We start from the raw sequence: 16,305 nt of genomic DNA on the forward strand, positions 1-16,305 counted from the left end.
ACCTGTTCTATCTTTTTTGATAGAATGGGTTTTTTTGTGCGCCGAAATAGTGTACAATGAATGGAATATAATTTGACTTAAAAAGGAGACTCGTTCTATGCGTACATCTTTAAAGAACTGCAAACGAATTGTCATTAAAGTTGGAACTAGTACGCTCATGTATCCAAATGGCAATATAAATTTACGAACTATTGAAAAATTAGCGATGGTCCTCAGCGACCTTTCTAATGAAGGTAAGGAGGTTGTGCTCGTTTCCTCTGGTGCGATTGGCGTTGGCTGCCATAAACTGCAATTAGCCACACGCCCTACTACTATCCCCGAGCAACAAGCCATTGCAGCGGTTGGACAAAGTGAACTGATGCATATTTATAGTAAGTTTTTTGGTGAATATGGGCATACGGTTGGGCAAATTCTACTGACCCGCGATGTGATTGATTACCCTGTCAGCCGTAAAAACGTGATTAATACGTTCAATAAGTTGCTCGAAAACGAAATCGTCCCCATCGTCAATGAAAATGATACGGTCGCGATTGAAGAAATTGAGCATCTTACAAAATTCGGCGATAATGACCGACTATCTGCTATTGTAGCCGAAGTTATCCAAGCCGATTTACTGATTATGTTGTCGGATATTGATGGTTTTTATGATAGTAATCCGAATGAAAATCCCGAGTCTACCATGTTTACTGAAATCAACCAAATCACGCCAGAATTGCAAGCATTGGCTGGTGGGAAAGGCTCTGAATTTGGTACTGGTGGCATGCTGACAAAGCTCGCCGCGGCCGAAAGAGTTTTGAAAAATGGGGGCAAGATGGTACTGACGAACGGTAATAATCCTGGTGCGATTTTTAATATTATGAATGGCGATTCTATTGGCACTTTATTTGCTGCGAAAGATCTTGTAAAGGGGGAAACGAAACGATGACCGAACTCATTCTAAAAGGAAAACAAGCAAAGACCGCTGCATTGGTGTTAGCACAAGCAAAAACGAAGGCGAAAAATGAGGCGCTTCAATCGCTTGCCGTATCTCTAGTCGAAAATACTACGACTATTTTAGAAGCTAATGAGAAAGATTTAGCAGCCGCTTCAGAAAATGGCGTTCGAGATGCAATGCTTGATCGGTTGCGCTTAACGCCAGAACGAATTGTAGACATCGCGGAAGGTGTGAAGCAAGTGGCGACCCTCGCTGATCCGATTGGCGAAGTCGTGCACATGTGGAAAAATGAAGCGGAATTAACGATTGGAAAACAACGTGTGCCGCTGGGCGTTATCGGTATCATTTACGAATCACGGCCGAACGTCACTGTGGATGCTGCGGTCCTTTGTTTCAAAACAGGAAATGCGACTATTCTACGTGGTGGAAGTGAGGCTTTTCATTCCAACCTTGCCCTCGTGCGCGTGATTCGCGATTCGCTAGCAAGCTCTGGCTTCCCTGCCGACGCTGTGCAGATTGTAGAGGACACATCACGAGACACCGCGCAACAGTTGATGAAACTAAACGCTTATCTCGATGTCTTGATTCCCCGTGGTAGCGCTCGGTTAATCCAAGCCGTCTTAGAGAATGCGACGGTTCCTGTTATCGAAACGGGAACTGGTAATTGCCACGTTTATATTGACAGCGAGGCGCAAAAAGAAATGGCTACAAAAATCATCGTTAACGCCAAAGCTAGTCGTCCATCTGTTTGCAACGCTGCCGAGACGCTCCTGATTCATGAGGCTGTTGTCGGTGATTTCCTGCCAGCAATCATTTCCCGACTTCGCGCAGAAAATGTGGAGATTCGCGGAGATGAGCGAGTTGCATCTATCGTTCCTGACGTGATTCCAGCCACAGAGCTTGATTGGGAGACGGAATACGCCGATTACATTTTAGCAATTAAAGTCGTACCTGATGTCGATGCCGCGATTGCTCATATTAATAAGTACGGAACCAAGCACTCCGAAGCGATTGTTACAGACAACTACTTCACGAGCCAAAAATTCTTGCAACAAGTGGATGCTGCGGCTGTTTACGTCAATGCTTCTACTCGTTTCACGGATGGATTTGAATTCGGATTCGGCGCAGAAATCGGTATCAGTACGCAAAAATTACACGCCCGAGGTCCAATGGGCTTAAACGAACTGACATCGACGAAATACATCATTTACGGCGAAGGTCAAATACGAGAATGACGTAAAAAAACAGCAAATCTATCACTCTCCAAATGAGTTGATTTGCTGTTTTTACTGTTATCTATCCGTTTCTATATACTTTTTATACCAAGTGGCAACATCTTCAAAAACCTGCTCTTTATTAATCTCATTTGTCAGTTCATGACGCGCATCCTCGTATATTTTCAATGTCACATCCTGCACCCCTGCCTTTTCAAATTTCACAGCTAGTTTCGGCACATCTTTTCCGAGGTGCCCAACCGGGTCTTTACTTCCTGAAATAAGCAATAACGGGAGGGTTTTTGGCGTTTTTGAGATTGTTTCTGGATTTTGCGACTGCTCCACACCTCGAAGCAAGCTATGATAGAAGCCAAGTGAACCAACAACCTGCCCGCCAAATGGATCTTCCATATATTCTTCATGCACCGACTTATCTCGGGAAAGCCAGCTAAATGGATGTTTTTCTGCGATGAATTCACGATTGAAGCCGTAGAATGATAACTTATGCAGAATTTTGCTACGTTTGGTGTCATTTTTTTGTGCCCGTAGTTTTGCATAGAACAGGCCTGATTTCAAAAGCGGGTCTGGTTGTAGTCCACTCCCTGCCAAAATCGCTGCGTCGACGCTGTATCGTGTAATTAAGACACGCGTAACAAAACTCCCCATGCTGTGCCCAAAAAGAAGATGTGGAAGGTTCGGGTAACGCGCTTTGATAAAGGTAGCCACTACTTCTTCATCCGCCACCATGGCTTCAAATCCATCAGGGAAAGGCAAATGTCCGAGATTCGTGGAATCCTCAGCGCTCTTGCCAAACCCACGATGATCATCGGCAATGACAATAAATCCTTGGGTGTTTAAATATTCGGCGAACTCGCTATACCTCGCACCGTGTTCCGCCATGCCGTGAATAATTTGAATAATCCCAATTGGTGCAGCTACTTTCTCCCAAATATGTATGTGTAATGATAGCTGATCATGTGTTTCTATCTTTACTTCTGTATGCATCGTATCCCTCCTCTTCTCATATAATCCCATTATACATGAGTCCCTTCAGAATTCCCAAATATGCTACTTGATGATTTGATTTTTTGCGTTATTTAGCACTTTTAACACTTGTTCACATAATCACAACATGTTAAAATAGAAGCATGAAGGAGATGTTAACATGACAAAGGATATCGCGCATTTACAAATGTTTGATTATGTTTTGAAGAAATATGGTAACAAGCAGCTTTTTGCTAACACACGGATGGTCGTGGAAATAGACGGCAAGCTTTGGACGGGTGATTTTTTGATTTTAGATGATTGTCATATTCTTGAGATTGATTGGGCGGATAATGGCTATACGCAGGTGGAACTGACTCGTGAATCGATTAATGACGCTTTTGATGAGGCGATTAAAGTTTCTAATGTGAATGTCAGTCAAAATCGGATTGATGCAAAGATTGCCTCGTTGAAACATCCTGAGACGCTGTATCAAGAGATTAATCGCTTTATTGGAACAATTGACAACACGAAAACGGCTTTAAAACCAATTCTATACAATGCTTATTGCTTAGATACACGTGTAAAATTACCATTTTTAGATATCTCGAAAAAAGATATCCTTTTGGTTTCGTTAACGGTATAATAGTTAAGAACGGTAGTTTGTTATGGCTACCGTTCTTTTTTGTGCTTTTATTACAATTTTGTCATGTCAAAAACCTATTTTGTCATGTACATCGATGTTTTTTGGACACTTGGATTGGTAAGCTGTATAGAGGAGGTTTGACTTTTTATGATGAAATGGTGTAGAGCTTTTTTTGTTATGTATATATTGTATATCATGTTTATTTTGGATGGGTATTACTTTATGGTTTTAAATGTTTCTTTAGCGTATATACCTCTTGAGTTAGCGGCATTGGTTTATGGGAAACAGCGCAAAGCTTATCTATTTTGGCCGATTGCTTTTTTATGGTTATTGTTCTTCCCGAATGCCCCGTACTTGTTGACTGATTTTTTTCATCTAGAGGGTTTGCGAGTGAATGTCGCTGGGACAGGGATTTTCTCAAGTGATCCTTATATTTGGGGACGTTTTACCGCACTGACTGTGGGTGTTTGTTTTGGCTTGTATACTGGGTTTGTTTCGCTTAAATGGATGTTAGATGAGTGGATGATTCGCTGTAAATCGACGCGTGCACTTGTTTATTGGGCGACGTTTGTCGGGATTTCAGCTTTGTCTGGATATGCGATTTATTTAGGACGCTTTGCTCGGTTGCACTCTGTTTACCTTTTCACAGAGCCACTTTATTCGATACAGCAGATGATCGATGCGTTTTCGTATGAGATGGGTTACTTTGTTTTGTGTTTTATGGTGATTCAAGCGATTGTGTATGTCGTATTTTTGAAATTTCCGAGTAAAAAAGACTAGCGATGGTTGAAATCGCTAGTCTTTTTTGACTGTGAGCTTATTAATTCTTTTTGGCAAAAACATCTGCTACTTTTAGTGCCATGCGCGCAGCTTTTCGCTCTGTTGTGCGTTTATAGTAGTCTGCCTCCCTCTTCTTTTGCTGAAGTTCTGTTGTTGTTTTCGCTAGCTTTTGCGCGCTTAATTCTAGTTGCTTGTCTTGCTCAACATTTTTCGCCTCTGTAGTGATGATTTTCTGTTCGGCTACTTGAAGTTTCTGCTGTTCATTACTCACGTTTTGTTTTAAAGTACGAATTTGTTGCTCCCTTTTATTGATTTCAAGATACACCTTAATAGAAGCCTTTTCTTTCACAATTTCTGTCACTTGCGCTAGTCTCTGGAATATTTCCTCTTTTGAACAAGCAGTAATTGGTACAATACCTTTGGAAAATTTAACGTCTTTTAAAAAGAAGTCCATTGGTGCATCTTTGCGATTTTTGTCAGCCTTATAAATATGGTCGATTTCATTATAATCAAGGAAATCTAAATAGTTATCAAAATTAGCCGCTTGCACTTTTTCTGCAGAGTGGATATCTATTTTTTCAAGGAGGTCCTCTAAGTTATTGAAGCTAGTTAATGCTTCTGCAGTCACATGAGGCAACTGATGATACGCGGCAAGCTCTCGCATTCTAGCATCTTGCACAAAAGAAATATTTGGCGTGCCTACAATTGTTGCCGTAACATTTCCGTGTAAACGTGATCCAATGCTAAAACTTGTCCCCCTCATTTCATCTAGCCAAGCTTGCATACTAGTGAAATATTTTACCTTACCTTCTTGATAATACTTAGACGCAATAGAAGTTGGGTAATTAGATATATTACTCACCACTCCCGGTCCACCCGCATAGGTAAGAAATAATTCATCATATAGTTGCGGAATAAAGTTATAATTAGCATATTGCGCTGTTACTTTGTTCAAGAACTCGATGGACGTTTCTAGTGCGACAGGCGAAGCATTAATCGCGATTGGAGAATTTTTATGTAAATCAAGTGAACGAATCTTTAATTCTCTACCAAATGTATAGAGTGATGGACAGCCTATAACGCGATGATCTACACCTTCTTTAAAGCCTAATTTCGTTAAGTATTCTGAGGTGATTTCTCCTCTCAAGCCAATCTGACCTGATTTTTCTAACACAGCGCTTACAAACGCCTTCACATCTTCGTCGAAAATAAAATCTTCTCCTAGTTTAGGTTCATACGGTGCACGTAACCCCACTCCGATGACATAAACAGGAATTGTCAGTCGTTTAATCAATTGTGTATATGCTCTCAACATCCATCTGAAATCTTCTCGAAAAGCATCTGCTAAAGGTATAACATATGCATCATATGTCTCATTTATCTCATCTGCCCGATTCGGATTAGCGAAATACCCATCAGAAAATAACTCGACATCCTCCTTCCATAGTGTTCGAAAAATGCTATACTGATATGCCAAATTACCGTTATTATAACCCGTCCGATCTTTTGTAAGTATCTCTTCAGCTGAAAAAGAATCTATTGGTCGCATCCCACTGCGAACTAATATTTTTTTCATCCCTGCACATCCCTTTTTTTGTCATTCTAGTTCAGTATATCAGTTCCCAAATAATTGCGCAATTCAAATGAAGCGGTATTTGACACTAGATTCCCTAAAAAAGAATAAAAAAATGCAGATGATGTATTTTACTACATCACCTGCATTTATGTTTGATCATCGGGTGTGGATTTGCACCACACAAACTCATATTTAAATCTTAACTTGTTTAAATGTACTTTATTAATGTTGCTTTGCTTCGAAGTTCTTTGCAACTAAATGCGTCTACCTATTCCGCCACCGATAATGTTATTTTAACAACGGTATCTATATTACCACGGATTCAGGAATAATGCAAGGTTTTATTGTATTTCGCATTAGAAACTGTCAGAAAATGAGGCGAAGTAGCGCCATTATAACCACGCCTAAAATAACTGTCCATAGCAAACTTCGCGTGATTAGGGAGACAATAAGCGTTGCAATGACGGCAACTAATTCTAGCCAATGAATTTGAAAGCCCTGTGCTCCGTTTGTCATAAAACTTTCAATGATAAGTGCGCTGAAAATGCAGAGCGGAATGTAACTTAGCCATTTTAGGACGGGCTCGGAAATTTGCATATTACGCATAACTAAGAACGGTAGCATTCGCGGGATTGCGGTTACCAGAGAGCAGCCTAAGAGCATGAGAATAAATCCGTAGCTGATGCTCATCGATCTGTCACCACCCCAATGGTTGCAACGATTAGCGTCGATAATACGACTGCCACATTTGTTGAAACGATAAACGACAGACCAATCATGAAAATAAGCATGTATAAGATTAGAAACGAGATGTGGCGCAGTTTTGATTTTGGTACGCTTTGTAGCTGGAATACGAATAGTGCGACAAACATGGCTGTGAGGGCAAAATCAAGACCGAATACTGCTGGATTTGGAATTAATTTCCCAACAAGAGCGCCGAGTGCACAGGATGCAATCCAGACGAGATACGCGGTGATGTTTAGCCCGTTCATCCATGACGCGTAAATCGGCTCTTTTTTCGCCAGTTTCATCGCAGCCACGCCAAAGGATTCATCGGTTACGAGTAGACTAATTCCGATGTTTTTGAGCATTGAGTCTTTTTGAAAATGTGGTGCCAATGTTGCGCCTAGTAGAAAATGCCGAAAATTGACGATAAATGTCGTAACAATAATGGCCAATGTGGTGCTGTTCGTTAATAGCATGGCACAGATGATGAATTGCGCGGCACCTGCGTAGACAAAAATCGCTAATAGTGTGACTTCTAAAATGCTCAAATCTGCCGCGATACCAGCAACGCCAGCCGCTATCCCGATACTTATGTAACCTAATAATGTTGGAATACAATCTTTTACGCCTTGTTGGAAAGTGATGTTCCCCGTTTGATCTGACATTTGTCACGCCCCTTTTCTTTTTCTATTATCCTATCAAATTTTAGCATTTATGACTAGCGCTTCTTGACATTCTGGCGATTTGGTTTTATACTGTATTAAAAAATGACTCTGAAGTCAAATTATGACTCGATGTATAAAAGGTGGCCTCTAAATGAATTGGAAGGAAAAACAAAAGTACGACCGAGAACAACTTATACTAGCGCAGGCCGAAAATATGTTATTCCAAACGGCGGATAGCCAACTGAATATGGATGAACTCGCACTTGCTGTTGGGATTTCAAAAGGAACGTTGTATAATCATTTTTCGAATAAAGATGCTATTATCGCGCGTATCATGGAACGTAATGCACAGAATTTTTTGCAGATGATGCGGGAAACGATGATTAATGTGGATGATAGTTTGCTGAAATTGAAAACATTGATTCGGACGATTATTCGAAATCCTTATTTTATTTTTGTATTGCGAAATAAGCCCAATATGACGGAAACGACGGAGCTTGCGCGTATTTTCGAGCATATTTTAGACGAGCTTGGTGTCTTGTTTAAGCATTTGCAGACGCAGCATTTGATTGACCCCGTCTACCCCACCCCTTTTTTAGTTTCGTATTTTATTCATCTATTCGATCCGGCTATCTTTGACCATTTATTAAAAGAAGGTGTCCTTGAAGATCAAATTGTTGCTTTGACGGAGCGATTTTTCTTCCACGGGACACAGAAGGAGATGTAAGTAATGCAAGCTTTTATAAACAATGCTAATTATCATTTTATTTTAAAACAAGCCATGAATGCTTTTTATGGCGCTCAAAATACGAACGACGAAGGAGTAAAAAATGCGCTACGATTTTCGTGTATCGATAAGGCCCAGGCGATTTTTGAAACATTGGAACCTGAGCAGGAACAGCTGATTGGGGAGATTTTTCATATTCATTCTGAGGAGGAACTTGCTCATTTTGATGAACGATTGCAAGAGTTTCTGTTGCCCTTCCCAATTGTGACGGATGCGACCGTGAAGAAATTGTTTCCGAAAGCCAAGAAATTGAAGGCCCCTCCCCTACCTGATGCGGAAATGGAACGACTTGTATTTCTGGGATGGAACGATACGGGAGCTCAGAAAAAGTTCATTATCGCCAAGCATGATGGCAAATTAACTGGTGTTCAAGGTAGTTTTACCCCTGTTTCCAAGAAAGGCATCTGCGCTTTTTGCCACCAGAATGAGCGTGTTGGTTTGTTTAAAGCGGATATCAAGGCAAAAGGAAATACAGATAATTTCCGCGCCATCGGTCAGTACATTTGCGCTGACAGCCTCGCTTGTAGTGCGCATGTGCAAAGTACGGATCGGCTGGATGCTTTTATTCGTGAGTTGAAATCCTGAATCTGGGTATACTAATAAAGATAAATTAAAGGAGGGTTTTAAAGATGGCAGAACAACCAAATTTACTTTTTGTTAATTTAGCAGTCACAGATTTAGATAAGTCTATTGCGTTTTACAAGACACTTGGTTTTGAGTTTAACCCACAATTCACGGACGAAAACGCAACCTGCATGATTGTAAATGAGGGCGCGTTCGTGATGCTACTCGTGGAGAAATTTTTCCAAAACTTTACGAAAAAATCTATCGCTGACTCGAATTCGATAACGGAAGCTATTATGTCGATTACAGTAAATAGTCGCGAAGAAGTTGACCAATTTGTTGAGAAAGCTCTTGCGGCAGGTGGAACAACATCCAACGAGAAAATGGATGAAGGATTTATGTATAGTTGGAGTTTCCAAGATATTGATGGGCATTTATGGGAAGTTCTTTATATGGATCCCAGTGCGATTAACGGGTAAAAAGGCCCGGCATATGCAAACTAAAAGCTAGTTCCTCGATTATGCAGGAACTAGCTTTTATATTCTCTATTTCTTCGCATAATCCCCATATCCCTGCAAAATAATCGGCATGGTAGTATCATGAAATGCGGTTAATTCATCCATATAATAATTTATTTCTTGCGCTGTAACATCCATGGCGCCTTCTTGTCTACGCTTCAATAAAAAGGCTTCCATCGCAGCTTCAAAGGAATCACGATTGCGCAGTGCATCTTCTACTGTTAGTCCGTTTTGCGCCTCTGTTTTCCCAAGGTTGTAATAATCTAGTTGAGAGTAGCCGCCGCCACTAATCCCACGCAAACCGCTAGATACTGTTTTAACAATCGTCGTTCGGTATAGTTGCACAAATTCAGGATGCTCTTCTAAAATAGTATCGTGAATATCCGTTGCGTAATAATTATCAAACCAAAACTCGGCAAAACGAAAAATCTCCTTTGAAAAAAGCTTTGTAATTTCATTAGATATCAGTTTATCGTGCATTCACGCTCCACCTTTTGGTTATAAGACATGTCTTAATTGTACTTTTATTCGTAGCAAGATGCAATGTTTTTTTGTAATATATATTATCATTATTGTTCTTATCATCCTACAAAATTGAACATATCTTCTCGCATTTAATATTTATACAAAAAAATTTCATTCAGGTATTGGCAAACGAAAGAAATCGTGATACAATAATTCTTGTGCTTATGGAGGAATACCCAAGTTTGGCTGAAGGGATCGGTCTTGAAAACCGACAGGCGGGTAAGACCGCGCGGGGGTTCGAATCCCTCTTCCTCCTTCATTAATACGAAAAAGATCCGAGTCTACTTGATTCGGATCTTTTTTTGTCTACATATCTCGACTTATTGCCACAAACTGCGCCCTAACTACTTGAGCCAAAGCATGCGGATCCACACCTACTTGAAAACCCCTCTTGCCAGCTGAAACAAGAATCTGCTCTTTTGATTCGGCAGCATCCGCGATAAAAGTTGGGAACAATTTCTTCATACCAATTGGCGAACAACCACCGCGTATGTATCCCGTAACACTTTCCAGTTCTTTCATTGGTAGCATCTCCATTTTTTTATTCTGACTCGCCTTGGCTAGCAGTTTTAAATCGAGTTCTTGATTTCCTGGAATGCACGCAACGACGACACCCGTTTTATCGCCTTTTGTCACGAGTGTTTTATAGATTTTATCTGGCGGCAAATCAAGATCCATTGCAACCGTCACAGCATCCATATGCTTATCTTGAAACGGGATTTGATAGAGTTCATATGGTATTTTTCGTTGGTCCAAAATTCTGCCGACATTGGTTTTCGGTATTTTCATCGTTTTCATCTCCAAAAAACAGGTACTCTATGTGAAATCAGAATACCTGCTGTCATTATTAACTTACTATTTCATCATCCGAAACACTCTCTTTGCGATCCCATTTCACGATGATTTTCACGGTTTTCTTGCGTTTGTCTACTTCTTCATAGCTTTCTGAATACAACTGTTTTTGATGCTGTATTTGTTCCGCAATAAAACCGGCTTCTAGCTTAAACGTTGCGTCTGTATCATTCGTCAGACGGAGCGCTACCATTTCGCCATGTAACAAAATATGCATCTCGTCTTTCTTCTCGCTACTCACTTCTAAATCGCCGAATGATGCTTTTCGGAAAAAGTCTGCCAGCTCCTCAATCGTTTCTAGTGGATATTTACGCGCTAGTTCTTTACCTGCCCAGTATAAGATGTGCGGCGTTTCTTCACCTAACACATTCGGCAATAGTGTATCGCGGATTAATTCGTATCCAAAAACTGGTATCATTTTTTCATTTACAACTTCATTATTTTCTGTCATTCATAGTACCCCGCTTTCTTCTCCACTTTATTATACCCAGAAAACCTCCAAAATAGAAACATCAACCTGCAAAATTCGTAAAAAAACTATAAAATCATCAAAAAACTTGCGAAAACGGCGAAAAAATAAGAAAATGGAGAGTATAATCCAAATTTGTAGTATACTTATAGGAAGACGAAAATATAGAAATTGAGGCGAGACGTGTGAAAAGAGCAATTGGTTTTATTGATTCGGGCGTTGGTGGACTGACGGTTGTCAAAGAGGTCCTCAAACAACTGCCCCATGAACAAATATATTATCTAGGTGACACCGCACGTTGCCCATATGGTCCGCGTGATAGTCAGGAAGTGCATCAATTTACGTGGGAGATGACGAATTTCCTCGTAGATCGCAATATAAAAATGCTCGTTATCGCTTGTAATACAGCAACAGCAGCGGCTTTGGCGGATATTCGTGAAAAATTAGATATTCCGGTTATTGGCGTTATCCAGCCCGGTTCTCGCGCGGCTTTGAAAGCAACGCAAAACAATCGGATTGGCGTCCTTGGTACGATTGGAACGGTGCAAAGTATGGCGTATCCGAAAGCTTTGAAAGGCCTGAATCGCCGTGTCGAAGTGGATTCGCTCGCTTGCCCGAAGTTTGTATCGGTCGTTGAGAGTCGCGAGTATAAAAGCGCGATCGCTAAAAAAATCGTTGCAGAGTCCCTACTCCCGCTGAAGAGTACGAAAATAGATACGATTATTCTGGGCTGTACACATTATCCGCTACTCAAAACATTGATTGAGAATTTCATGGGTTCAGATGTGGCAGTTATTAATTCTGGCGAAGAAACGGCAAGTGAAGTCAGTGCTTTGCTGGATTACCACGATTTGCTGGATCATGATGAAATTGGTGCAAATCATCGGTTTTTCACGACTGGTTCTGTCTCCATTTTTCAAGATATTGCACAAGATTGGTTAGATGTTCCAGACATGCAAGTGGAACATATTAAATTAGGGGGTGCGTCGTGATGAGATTCGACGGTAGAGAAAAGGATGAGCTGCGTCAAATAGAAATGGTTCCTGGGTACATAAAGCATCCGGAAGGCTCGATATTAATTACGGTTGGCGATACGAAAGTGATTTGTTCCGCTTCTGTGGAGGATCGTGTGCCGCCGTTCATGCGCGGAGAAGGTCGTGGCTGGGTTTCTGCAGAATACGCGATGTTGCCTCGTGCGACGGAACGACGGAATATTCGTGAGTCCTCGAAGGGTAAAGTGACGGGGCGGACGATGGAGATTCAACGTTTGATTGGCCGTTCTTTGCGCGCTGTTGTTGATTTAGAAGCTTTAGGAGAGCGGACGATTTGGCTTGACTGTGACGTGATTCAAGCGGATGGCGGGACGCGTACAGCCTCGATTACTGGTGCATTTGTCGCGATGGTGATTGCGATTGGTAAACTGCATGAGGTTACCCCTTTTGTGAAATTTCCAGTCAAAGATTTTCTGGCTGCGACGAGTGTTGGTTTGCTTGAAAACGGCGATACCGCGCTTGATTTGAATTACGTGGAAGATAGTGCTGCTGCGGTGGATATGAATCTTGTGATGACTGGTGCTGGACGCTTTGTGGAGTTGCAAGGAACTGGCGAGGAAGCTACTTTTTCAGAGGAAGAACTGAGCGAGCTTTTAGCGTTAGGGAAAAAAGGAATTCAGGAATTAGTCGCTTTGCAAAAAGATATTCTGGGTGAGACGGCTGGATTGATTGGAGGCGCTGAAGATTGAAGAAACTTGTGATTGCAACGAATAACGTTGGGAAGGCTCAGGAATTCGAGAAACTTTTCGGCGCGCATGGTATTGAAATTTTGACGCTAGCTGACTTTCCGGAAATCGGTGATATTGAGGAAACTGGTACGACATTTGCTGAGAATGCGGCGTTGAAAGCGGAAACGGTAGCAGAGCGAATCGGGCAAGTCGTGATTGGCGATGACTCCGGCTTGATTGTCGATGCGTTAGATGGCGCACCAGGCGTGTATTCTGCGCGTTATGCCGGAAATCAGCATAATGATGCCGATAATAACGAAAAACTGTTGAGAGAGCTTACAGGCGTGCCAAACGATGCGCGGCAAGCCAAGTTTCATTGTACACTTGCTATCGCCTTTCCTGGTGCAACGACAGAATTTTTCACTGGGGAATGTTCTGGACACATATTGACCGCCGCGCAAGGAGAAAATGGTTTTGGCTATGATCCCCTCTTCTACTTGCCCGAATTTGATAAATCGATGGCTGAAATTAGCGCCGAACAGAAAAATAAAATTAGCCATCGTGCAAAAGCTTTAGAAAAAGTTGCAAAAAATATAGACCAATTGCTAGTAAAGATTGTATAATAAGAAAGTGTAAGAAGATGGGGGAGAATAATTTGAAATTACTAGTAGTCAGTGACAGTCATCATGAACGCGACTGTCTCATCCATTTGAAGGAAAAATACGAAGGAAATGTTGACGCGATGATCCATTGTGGCGATTCTGAGCTTGAAAAAGACGATCCCGCTATGCAAGGCTTCCATACAGTTCGGGGAAACTGCGACTTTGGCTCGGATTATCCGAATGATTGGGTTGGCGTCGTTGATGGTTACCGCATTTTTACGACTCACGGTCATTTGTATAATATCAAAATGACATTGATGAACCTGCGTTATCGTGCGCGTGAGTTGAACGCTGATTTTGTTTTCTTTGGTCATTCGCATGAGTTAGGCGTTGATATGCTGGATAACACGATTATTCTGAATCCCGGGAGTATCTCTCTTCCAAGAGGTCGCGTTCACGATAAGACATATGCACTAATTGACGCAACTGATAAAGGCGTGACGATTCGTTTTATGACCATTGATGATGTCGAATTAACAGAGCTAACGCAAACATTCCCGCTTGTGAAGAACAACTAGTTTTTCACGCGGGTAAGGCAATTGGAGCGCTAAAAATGGATAAACTTGCAGTAATATGAATATTTTTTAGAAAGTTTGCCTAAAACCATTGACAAATCGCCGAAAAAATCATAGAATGATACTTGGCTGTGAAAATTGTATAGCGCGTCCTGATAGCTCAGCTGGATAGAGCAACGGCCTTCTAAGCCGTCGGTCGCAGGTTCGAATCCTGCTCAGGACATAATTAAACCCACTGTTTCAGTGGGTTTTTAATTTGGTTTTTTTATATCTATTTTGTAAAATCATGTTATACTATTCAAGAAATAACAAAATAGGGAGAGAATAATATGAATGAAAACATTGAACAAAATCAATTAGAAGACAAATGGTACTACTCTACGTGGCTTATTTCTTTAATGTTTGTCCTTAGCTTTACTTTTATTACAGTAGTTATTGGCATTGTTTTACTCATCGTCCAAATTAATAAGCGTAAAGAACTGAATAATAAAATTTTAAACAGTGGTATATTAGATGTACAGGCCTTGAGTACAAAGAAAGACTGGCTAGAAGAAGATATTACTCAATTAGAATCCAGTAAAATCGTATTAGAATCCAATTTAAAACAAAAGCGTTTAAAAATTGCTGACCTAGAAGCTTCTATTAAAAAAATAAAAGAAGATAACGTAGATATCTTATCCCTCATGAAACAAGTACAAGATGCTACGCAGGAACTCAATGACTTATCAGATAACAAAGAACAAGTCGAAAAAGAACTAAAACAGTTAAAAAAAGAGAACACTCACATTACAACACTTATCTCACAAAGCGAATCCATTGTAGCAGAGATAAAAACAAGACAAAGTCAACTAGCTGTTTTGAATGATGAAATTATTCAAACGAAAGATGAGATTTTGTTACAATCATTTGGTTTGTATGAACCAAAATACGCCTTCGAACATGCTGAAACATACGTTGAAAGATTAAAAGACATTAGAGAACAGCAAAAATCACTTGTTAAAAATAAGATAGCCACCTCTCACAAAGACACATGGCAAGTTGATGGTAGCGTGCAAAAAGGGAAAGTAATGAATAATAATAATATTAAATCGGCCCTTAGAATGTTCAATAATGAGTGTGACATGGCAATCTCAAAAGTAACATTCAAAAATATCGATACCATTGAAAAAAGAATTATTAAATCTTGGGAAACAATCAATAAATTAAATGCACCTGTAGCTGTCGAAATTCGCAAAGTCTACCTAAATTTAAAGATTGATGAGCTTTATCTGTGCTTTGAGTATCAAGAAAAGAAAGAAGAAGAACGCGAAGAACAGCGCGCCCTAAAAGAGCAAATGCGCGAGGAAAAACGGGTGCAACAAGAGATTGAGCAAGAAAAGAAAAAAATAGAAAAAGAAGAACGTCATTTTGCTAATGAATTATCACGGCTAAACAAGGAAATCCCTTCAGAACCAGAAGATAAAGCCATATGGGAAGCTAAGATAAGAGAGCTGGAGCAAAAACTAGCATTGGTTGAACGTGATAAACAAAATGTATTTAACCGCGAGCAGAATACTCGTGCTGGTTATGTTTACATTATATCTAATATTGGCTCCTTTGGTGAGAATATCTACAAAATTGGTGTCACTAGGCGCTTAGACCCTACCGAACGTGTAAAGGAACTTGGCGATGCCTCTGTCCCCTTCAAGTTTGATATTCACGCTACTATATTTAGCGAAGATGCCCCTACTCTTGAAAACGCGCTCCATAAAGCATTTCACGAGCGCAGCGTTAATCGAATAAATTACCGTAAAGAATTTTTCCGTGTTACTCTAGCTGATATTAAACAGGAAGTCGAAAAAAACCATAATAAAACAGTTGAATTCACAATGCTTGCAGAGGCAGATGAATTTAGACAAACACAAAAAATATTAGAACAAGCATTATTGCTAGAAGAAAAAGTAGGATAGTATATCTCAGTTAGATAGCGCACTGAGGTTGAGACAGAATCTAATATTAATAGACACAAAAAATAAGCAAGGTAACACCTACCCTATTTTTTCGGTTCTATAATAAATGTTGGGGTAGAAATTAATCTGCCTCAACATTTTTTTGTTCTTATTTCAAGACAAAAAAATACACAGTAATATCAAAATCCTTTAAGATAAAAGTGACCAAACCCAATCCAA

Annotated in this window: 19 protein-coding genes and 2 tRNA genes; 14 read left to right on the top strand and 7 right to left on the bottom strand. The window is 40.4% G+C overall.

Annotation, left to right across the window (positions count from 1 at the left end; all coding sequences use genetic code 11):
• Positions 1–97 precede the first annotated feature (97 nt).
• Entirely contained in the window at positions 98–925 is an 828-nt protein-coding gene (proB, locus tag HPK16_RS09575; RefSeq protein WP_181676748.1) for a glutamate 5-kinase, read from the top strand.
• Positions 922–2,169, top strand: coding sequence for a glutamate-5-semialdehyde dehydrogenase (locus HPK16_RS09580; protein WP_181676749.1), 1,248 nt, complete (start codon positions 922–924; stop codon positions 2,167–2,169). The genes proB and HPK16_RS09580 overlap by 4 nt, the downstream gene beginning before the upstream one ends.
• A 57-nt stretch (positions 2,170–2,226) precedes the next feature.
• On the opposite strand, the gene HPK16_RS09585 is transcribed toward HPK16_RS09580, so the two are convergent.
• The gene (locus HPK16_RS09585; protein ID WP_181676750.1) at positions 2,227–3,153 is read right to left on the bottom strand and encodes an alpha/beta fold hydrolase; all 927 of its coding nucleotides are present in this window, start codon (positions 3,151–3,153) and stop codon (positions 2,227–2,229) included.
• A gap of 160 nt (positions 3,154–3,313) precedes the next feature.
• Between HPK16_RS09585 and HPK16_RS09590 the strand changes: the two genes are divergently transcribed.
• Both HPK16_RS09590 and HPK16_RS09595 read left to right on the top strand, forming a co-directional pair.
• Positions 3,314–3,778, top strand: a complete 465-nt coding sequence (locus tag HPK16_RS09590; protein WP_181676751.1) for a hypothetical protein — start codon at positions 3,314–3,316, stop codon at positions 3,776–3,778.
• Between the two features lie 147 nt (positions 3,779–3,925).
• On the top strand, positions 3,926–4,558 hold the full coding sequence (locus HPK16_RS09595) for a DUF1361 domain-containing protein (protein WP_181676752.1): 633 nt from the start codon (positions 3,926–3,928) through the stop codon (positions 4,556–4,558).
• Between the two features lie 40 nt (positions 4,559–4,598).
• Here the strand turns inward: HPK16_RS09595 and HPK16_RS09600 are convergent, their stop codons facing one another.
• From HPK16_RS09600 to HPK16_RS09610, 3 genes are all read right to left on the bottom strand, one after another.
• A complete protein-coding gene (locus HPK16_RS09600) occupies positions 4,599–6,134 on the bottom strand; it encodes a polysaccharide pyruvyl transferase family protein (RefSeq protein WP_181676753.1) in 1,536 nt (511 codons plus the stop codon).
• Between the two features lie 366 nt (positions 6,135–6,500).
• The gene (locus HPK16_RS09605; RefSeq protein ID WP_181676754.1) at positions 6,501–6,824 is read right to left on the bottom strand and encodes an AzlD domain-containing protein; all 324 of its coding nucleotides are present in this window, start codon (positions 6,822–6,824) and stop codon (positions 6,501–6,503) included.
• Positions 6,821–7,525, bottom strand: a complete 705-nt coding sequence (locus tag HPK16_RS09610; RefSeq protein ID WP_181676755.1) for an AzlC family ABC transporter permease — start codon at positions 7,523–7,525, stop codon at positions 6,821–6,823. The genes HPK16_RS09605 and HPK16_RS09610 overlap by 4 nt, the downstream gene beginning before the upstream one ends.
• 151 nt (positions 7,526–7,676) lie before the next feature.
• On the opposite strand from HPK16_RS09610, the gene HPK16_RS09615 reads away from it, so the two are divergent.
• Genes HPK16_RS09615 through HPK16_RS09625 form a run of 3 tightly spaced genes read left to right on the top strand, consistent with a single transcriptional unit; the run spans position 7,677 to position 9,355 of the window.
• Positions 7,677–8,252, top strand: coding sequence for a TetR/AcrR family transcriptional regulator (locus HPK16_RS09615; RefSeq protein ID WP_181676756.1), 576 nt, complete (start codon positions 7,677–7,679; stop codon positions 8,250–8,252).
• 3 nt (positions 8,253–8,255) lie between these two features.
• Entirely contained in the window at positions 8,256–8,897 is a 642-nt protein-coding gene (locus HPK16_RS09620; RefSeq protein ID WP_181676757.1) for a FusB/FusC family EF-G-binding protein, read from the top strand.
• 44 nt (positions 8,898–8,941) lie between these two features.
• Entirely contained in the window at positions 8,942–9,355 is a 414-nt protein-coding gene (locus HPK16_RS09625) for a VOC family protein (RefSeq protein ID WP_181676758.1), read from the top strand.
• 66 nt (positions 9,356–9,421) lie between these two features.
• Here HPK16_RS09625 and HPK16_RS09630 read toward each other — a convergent pair whose 3' ends face one another.
• Positions 9,422–9,874 carry a hypothetical protein gene (locus tag HPK16_RS09630; protein WP_181676759.1) on the bottom strand — a complete coding sequence of 151 codons (453 nt, stop codon included), beginning with the start codon at positions 9,872–9,874 and terminating at the stop codon, positions 9,422–9,424.
• Positions 9,875–10,085: 211 nt separating this feature from the next.
• Between HPK16_RS09630 and HPK16_RS09635 the strand changes: the two genes are divergently transcribed.
• Positions 10,086–10,175, top strand: a tRNA-Ser gene (locus HPK16_RS09635).
• A gap of 50 nt (positions 10,176–10,225) precedes the next feature.
• On the opposite strand, the gene ybaK is transcribed toward HPK16_RS09635, so the two are convergent.
• Positions 10,226–10,708 (bottom strand): Cys-tRNA(Pro) deacylase, encoded by a 483-nt coding sequence (gene ybaK, locus HPK16_RS09640; RefSeq protein ID WP_425487929.1) that lies wholly within the window; start codon positions 10,706–10,708, stop codon positions 10,226–10,228.
• Positions 10,709–10,766: 58 nt separating this feature from the next.
• The gene (locus HPK16_RS09645; protein ID WP_181676760.1) at positions 10,767–11,222 is read right to left on the bottom strand and encodes a YslB family protein; all 456 of its coding nucleotides are present in this window, start codon (positions 11,220–11,222) and stop codon (positions 10,767–10,769) included.
• A 203-nt stretch (positions 11,223–11,425) separates the two neighbouring features.
• Here HPK16_RS09645 and racE point away from each other — a divergent pair, with 203 nt between their 5' ends.
• The 6 genes from racE to HPK16_RS09675 all read left to right on the top strand — a co-directional run bounded on the left by racE (position 11,426) and on the right by HPK16_RS09675 (position 16,086).
• Positions 11,426–12,232 (top strand): glutamate racemase, encoded by an 807-nt coding sequence (gene racE, locus HPK16_RS09650; protein WP_181676761.1) that lies wholly within the window; start codon positions 11,426–11,428, stop codon positions 12,230–12,232.
• Entirely contained in the window at positions 12,232–12,981 is a 750-nt protein-coding gene (rph, locus tag HPK16_RS09655; RefSeq protein WP_181676762.1) for a ribonuclease PH, read from the top strand. Before racE ends, rph begins: the two co-directional genes overlap by 1 nt.
• Positions 12,978–13,583, top strand: coding sequence for an XTP/dITP diphosphatase (locus HPK16_RS09660; RefSeq protein ID WP_181676763.1), 606 nt, complete (start codon positions 12,978–12,980; stop codon positions 13,581–13,583). Before rph ends, HPK16_RS09660 begins: the two co-directional genes overlap by 4 nt.
• Positions 13,584–13,615: 32 nt before the next feature.
• Positions 13,616–14,140, top strand: a complete 525-nt coding sequence (locus tag HPK16_RS09665) for a metallophosphoesterase (RefSeq protein ID WP_181676764.1) — start codon at positions 13,616–13,618, stop codon at positions 14,138–14,140.
• A gap of 146 nt (positions 14,141–14,286) precedes the next feature.
• Positions 14,287–14,360: transfer RNA gene (locus tag HPK16_RS09670), tRNA-Arg, on the top strand.
• A gap of 106 nt (positions 14,361–14,466) precedes the next feature.
• Positions 14,467–16,086: an SNIPE associated domain-containing protein gene (locus HPK16_RS09675; RefSeq protein ID WP_220132304.1), complete on the top strand. Its 1,620-nt coding sequence runs from the start codon at positions 14,467–14,469 to the stop codon at positions 16,084–16,086.
• Positions 16,087–16,305 lie beyond the last annotated feature (219 nt).

It is taken from the genome of Paenilisteria rustica (assembly GCF_013820765.1).
GTDB lineage: Bacteria > Bacillota > Bacilli > Lactobacillales > Listeriaceae > Listeria_A > Listeria_A rustica.

Bases quoted from the DNA above. Each gene is read 5' to 3' on its own strand.
- HPK16_RS09625 (WP_181676758.1), top strand. From the start codon at position 8,942: ATGGCAGAACAACCAAATTTACTTTTTGTTAATTTAGCAGTCACAGAT.
- HPK16_RS09675 (WP_220132304.1), top strand. From the start codon at position 14,467: ATGAATGAAAACATTGAACAAAATCAATTAGAAGACAAATGGTACTAC.
- HPK16_RS09620 (WP_181676757.1), top strand. From the start codon at position 8,256: ATGCAAGCTTTTATAAACAATGCTAATTATCATTTTATTTTAAAACAA.
- HPK16_RS09580 (WP_181676749.1), top strand. From the start codon at position 922: ATGACCGAACTCATTCTAAAAGGAAAACAAGCAAAGACCGCTGCATTG.
- ybaK (WP_425487929.1), bottom strand. From the start codon at position 10,708: ATGAAAATACCGAAAACCAATGTCGGCAGAATTTTGGACCAACGAAAA.
- HPK16_RS09590 (WP_181676751.1), top strand. From the start codon at position 3,314: ATGACAAAGGATATCGCGCATTTACAAATGTTTGATTATGTTTTGAAG.
- HPK16_RS09595 (WP_181676752.1), top strand. From the start codon at position 3,926: ATGATGAAATGGTGTAGAGCTTTTTTTGTTATGTATATATTGTATATC.
- HPK16_RS09600 (WP_181676753.1), bottom strand. From the start codon at position 6,134: ATGAAAAAAATATTAGTTCGCAGTGGGATGCGACCAATAGATTCTTTT.
- proB (WP_181676748.1), top strand. From the start codon at position 98: ATGCGTACATCTTTAAAGAACTGCAAACGAATTGTCATTAAAGTTGGA.
- HPK16_RS09615 (WP_181676756.1), top strand. From the start codon at position 7,677: ATGAATTGGAAGGAAAAACAAAAGTACGACCGAGAACAACTTATACTA.
- HPK16_RS09585 (WP_181676750.1), bottom strand. From the start codon at position 3,153: ATGCATACAGAAGTAAAGATAGAAACACATGATCAGCTATCATTACAC.
- rph (WP_181676762.1), top strand. From the start codon at position 12,232: ATGAGATTCGACGGTAGAGAAAAGGATGAGCTGCGTCAAATAGAAATG.
- HPK16_RS09605 (WP_181676754.1), bottom strand. From the start codon at position 6,824: ATGAGCATCAGCTACGGATTTATTCTCATGCTCTTAGGCTGCTCTCTG.
- HPK16_RS09630 (WP_181676759.1), bottom strand. From the start codon at position 9,874: ATGCACGATAAACTGATATCTAATGAAATTACAAAGCTTTTTTCAAAG.
- HPK16_RS09645 (WP_181676760.1), bottom strand. From the start codon at position 11,222: ATGACAGAAAATAATGAAGTTGTAAATGAAAAAATGATACCAGTTTTT.
- HPK16_RS09610 (WP_181676755.1), bottom strand. From the start codon at position 7,525: ATGTCAGATCAAACGGGGAACATCACTTTCCAACAAGGCGTAAAAGAT.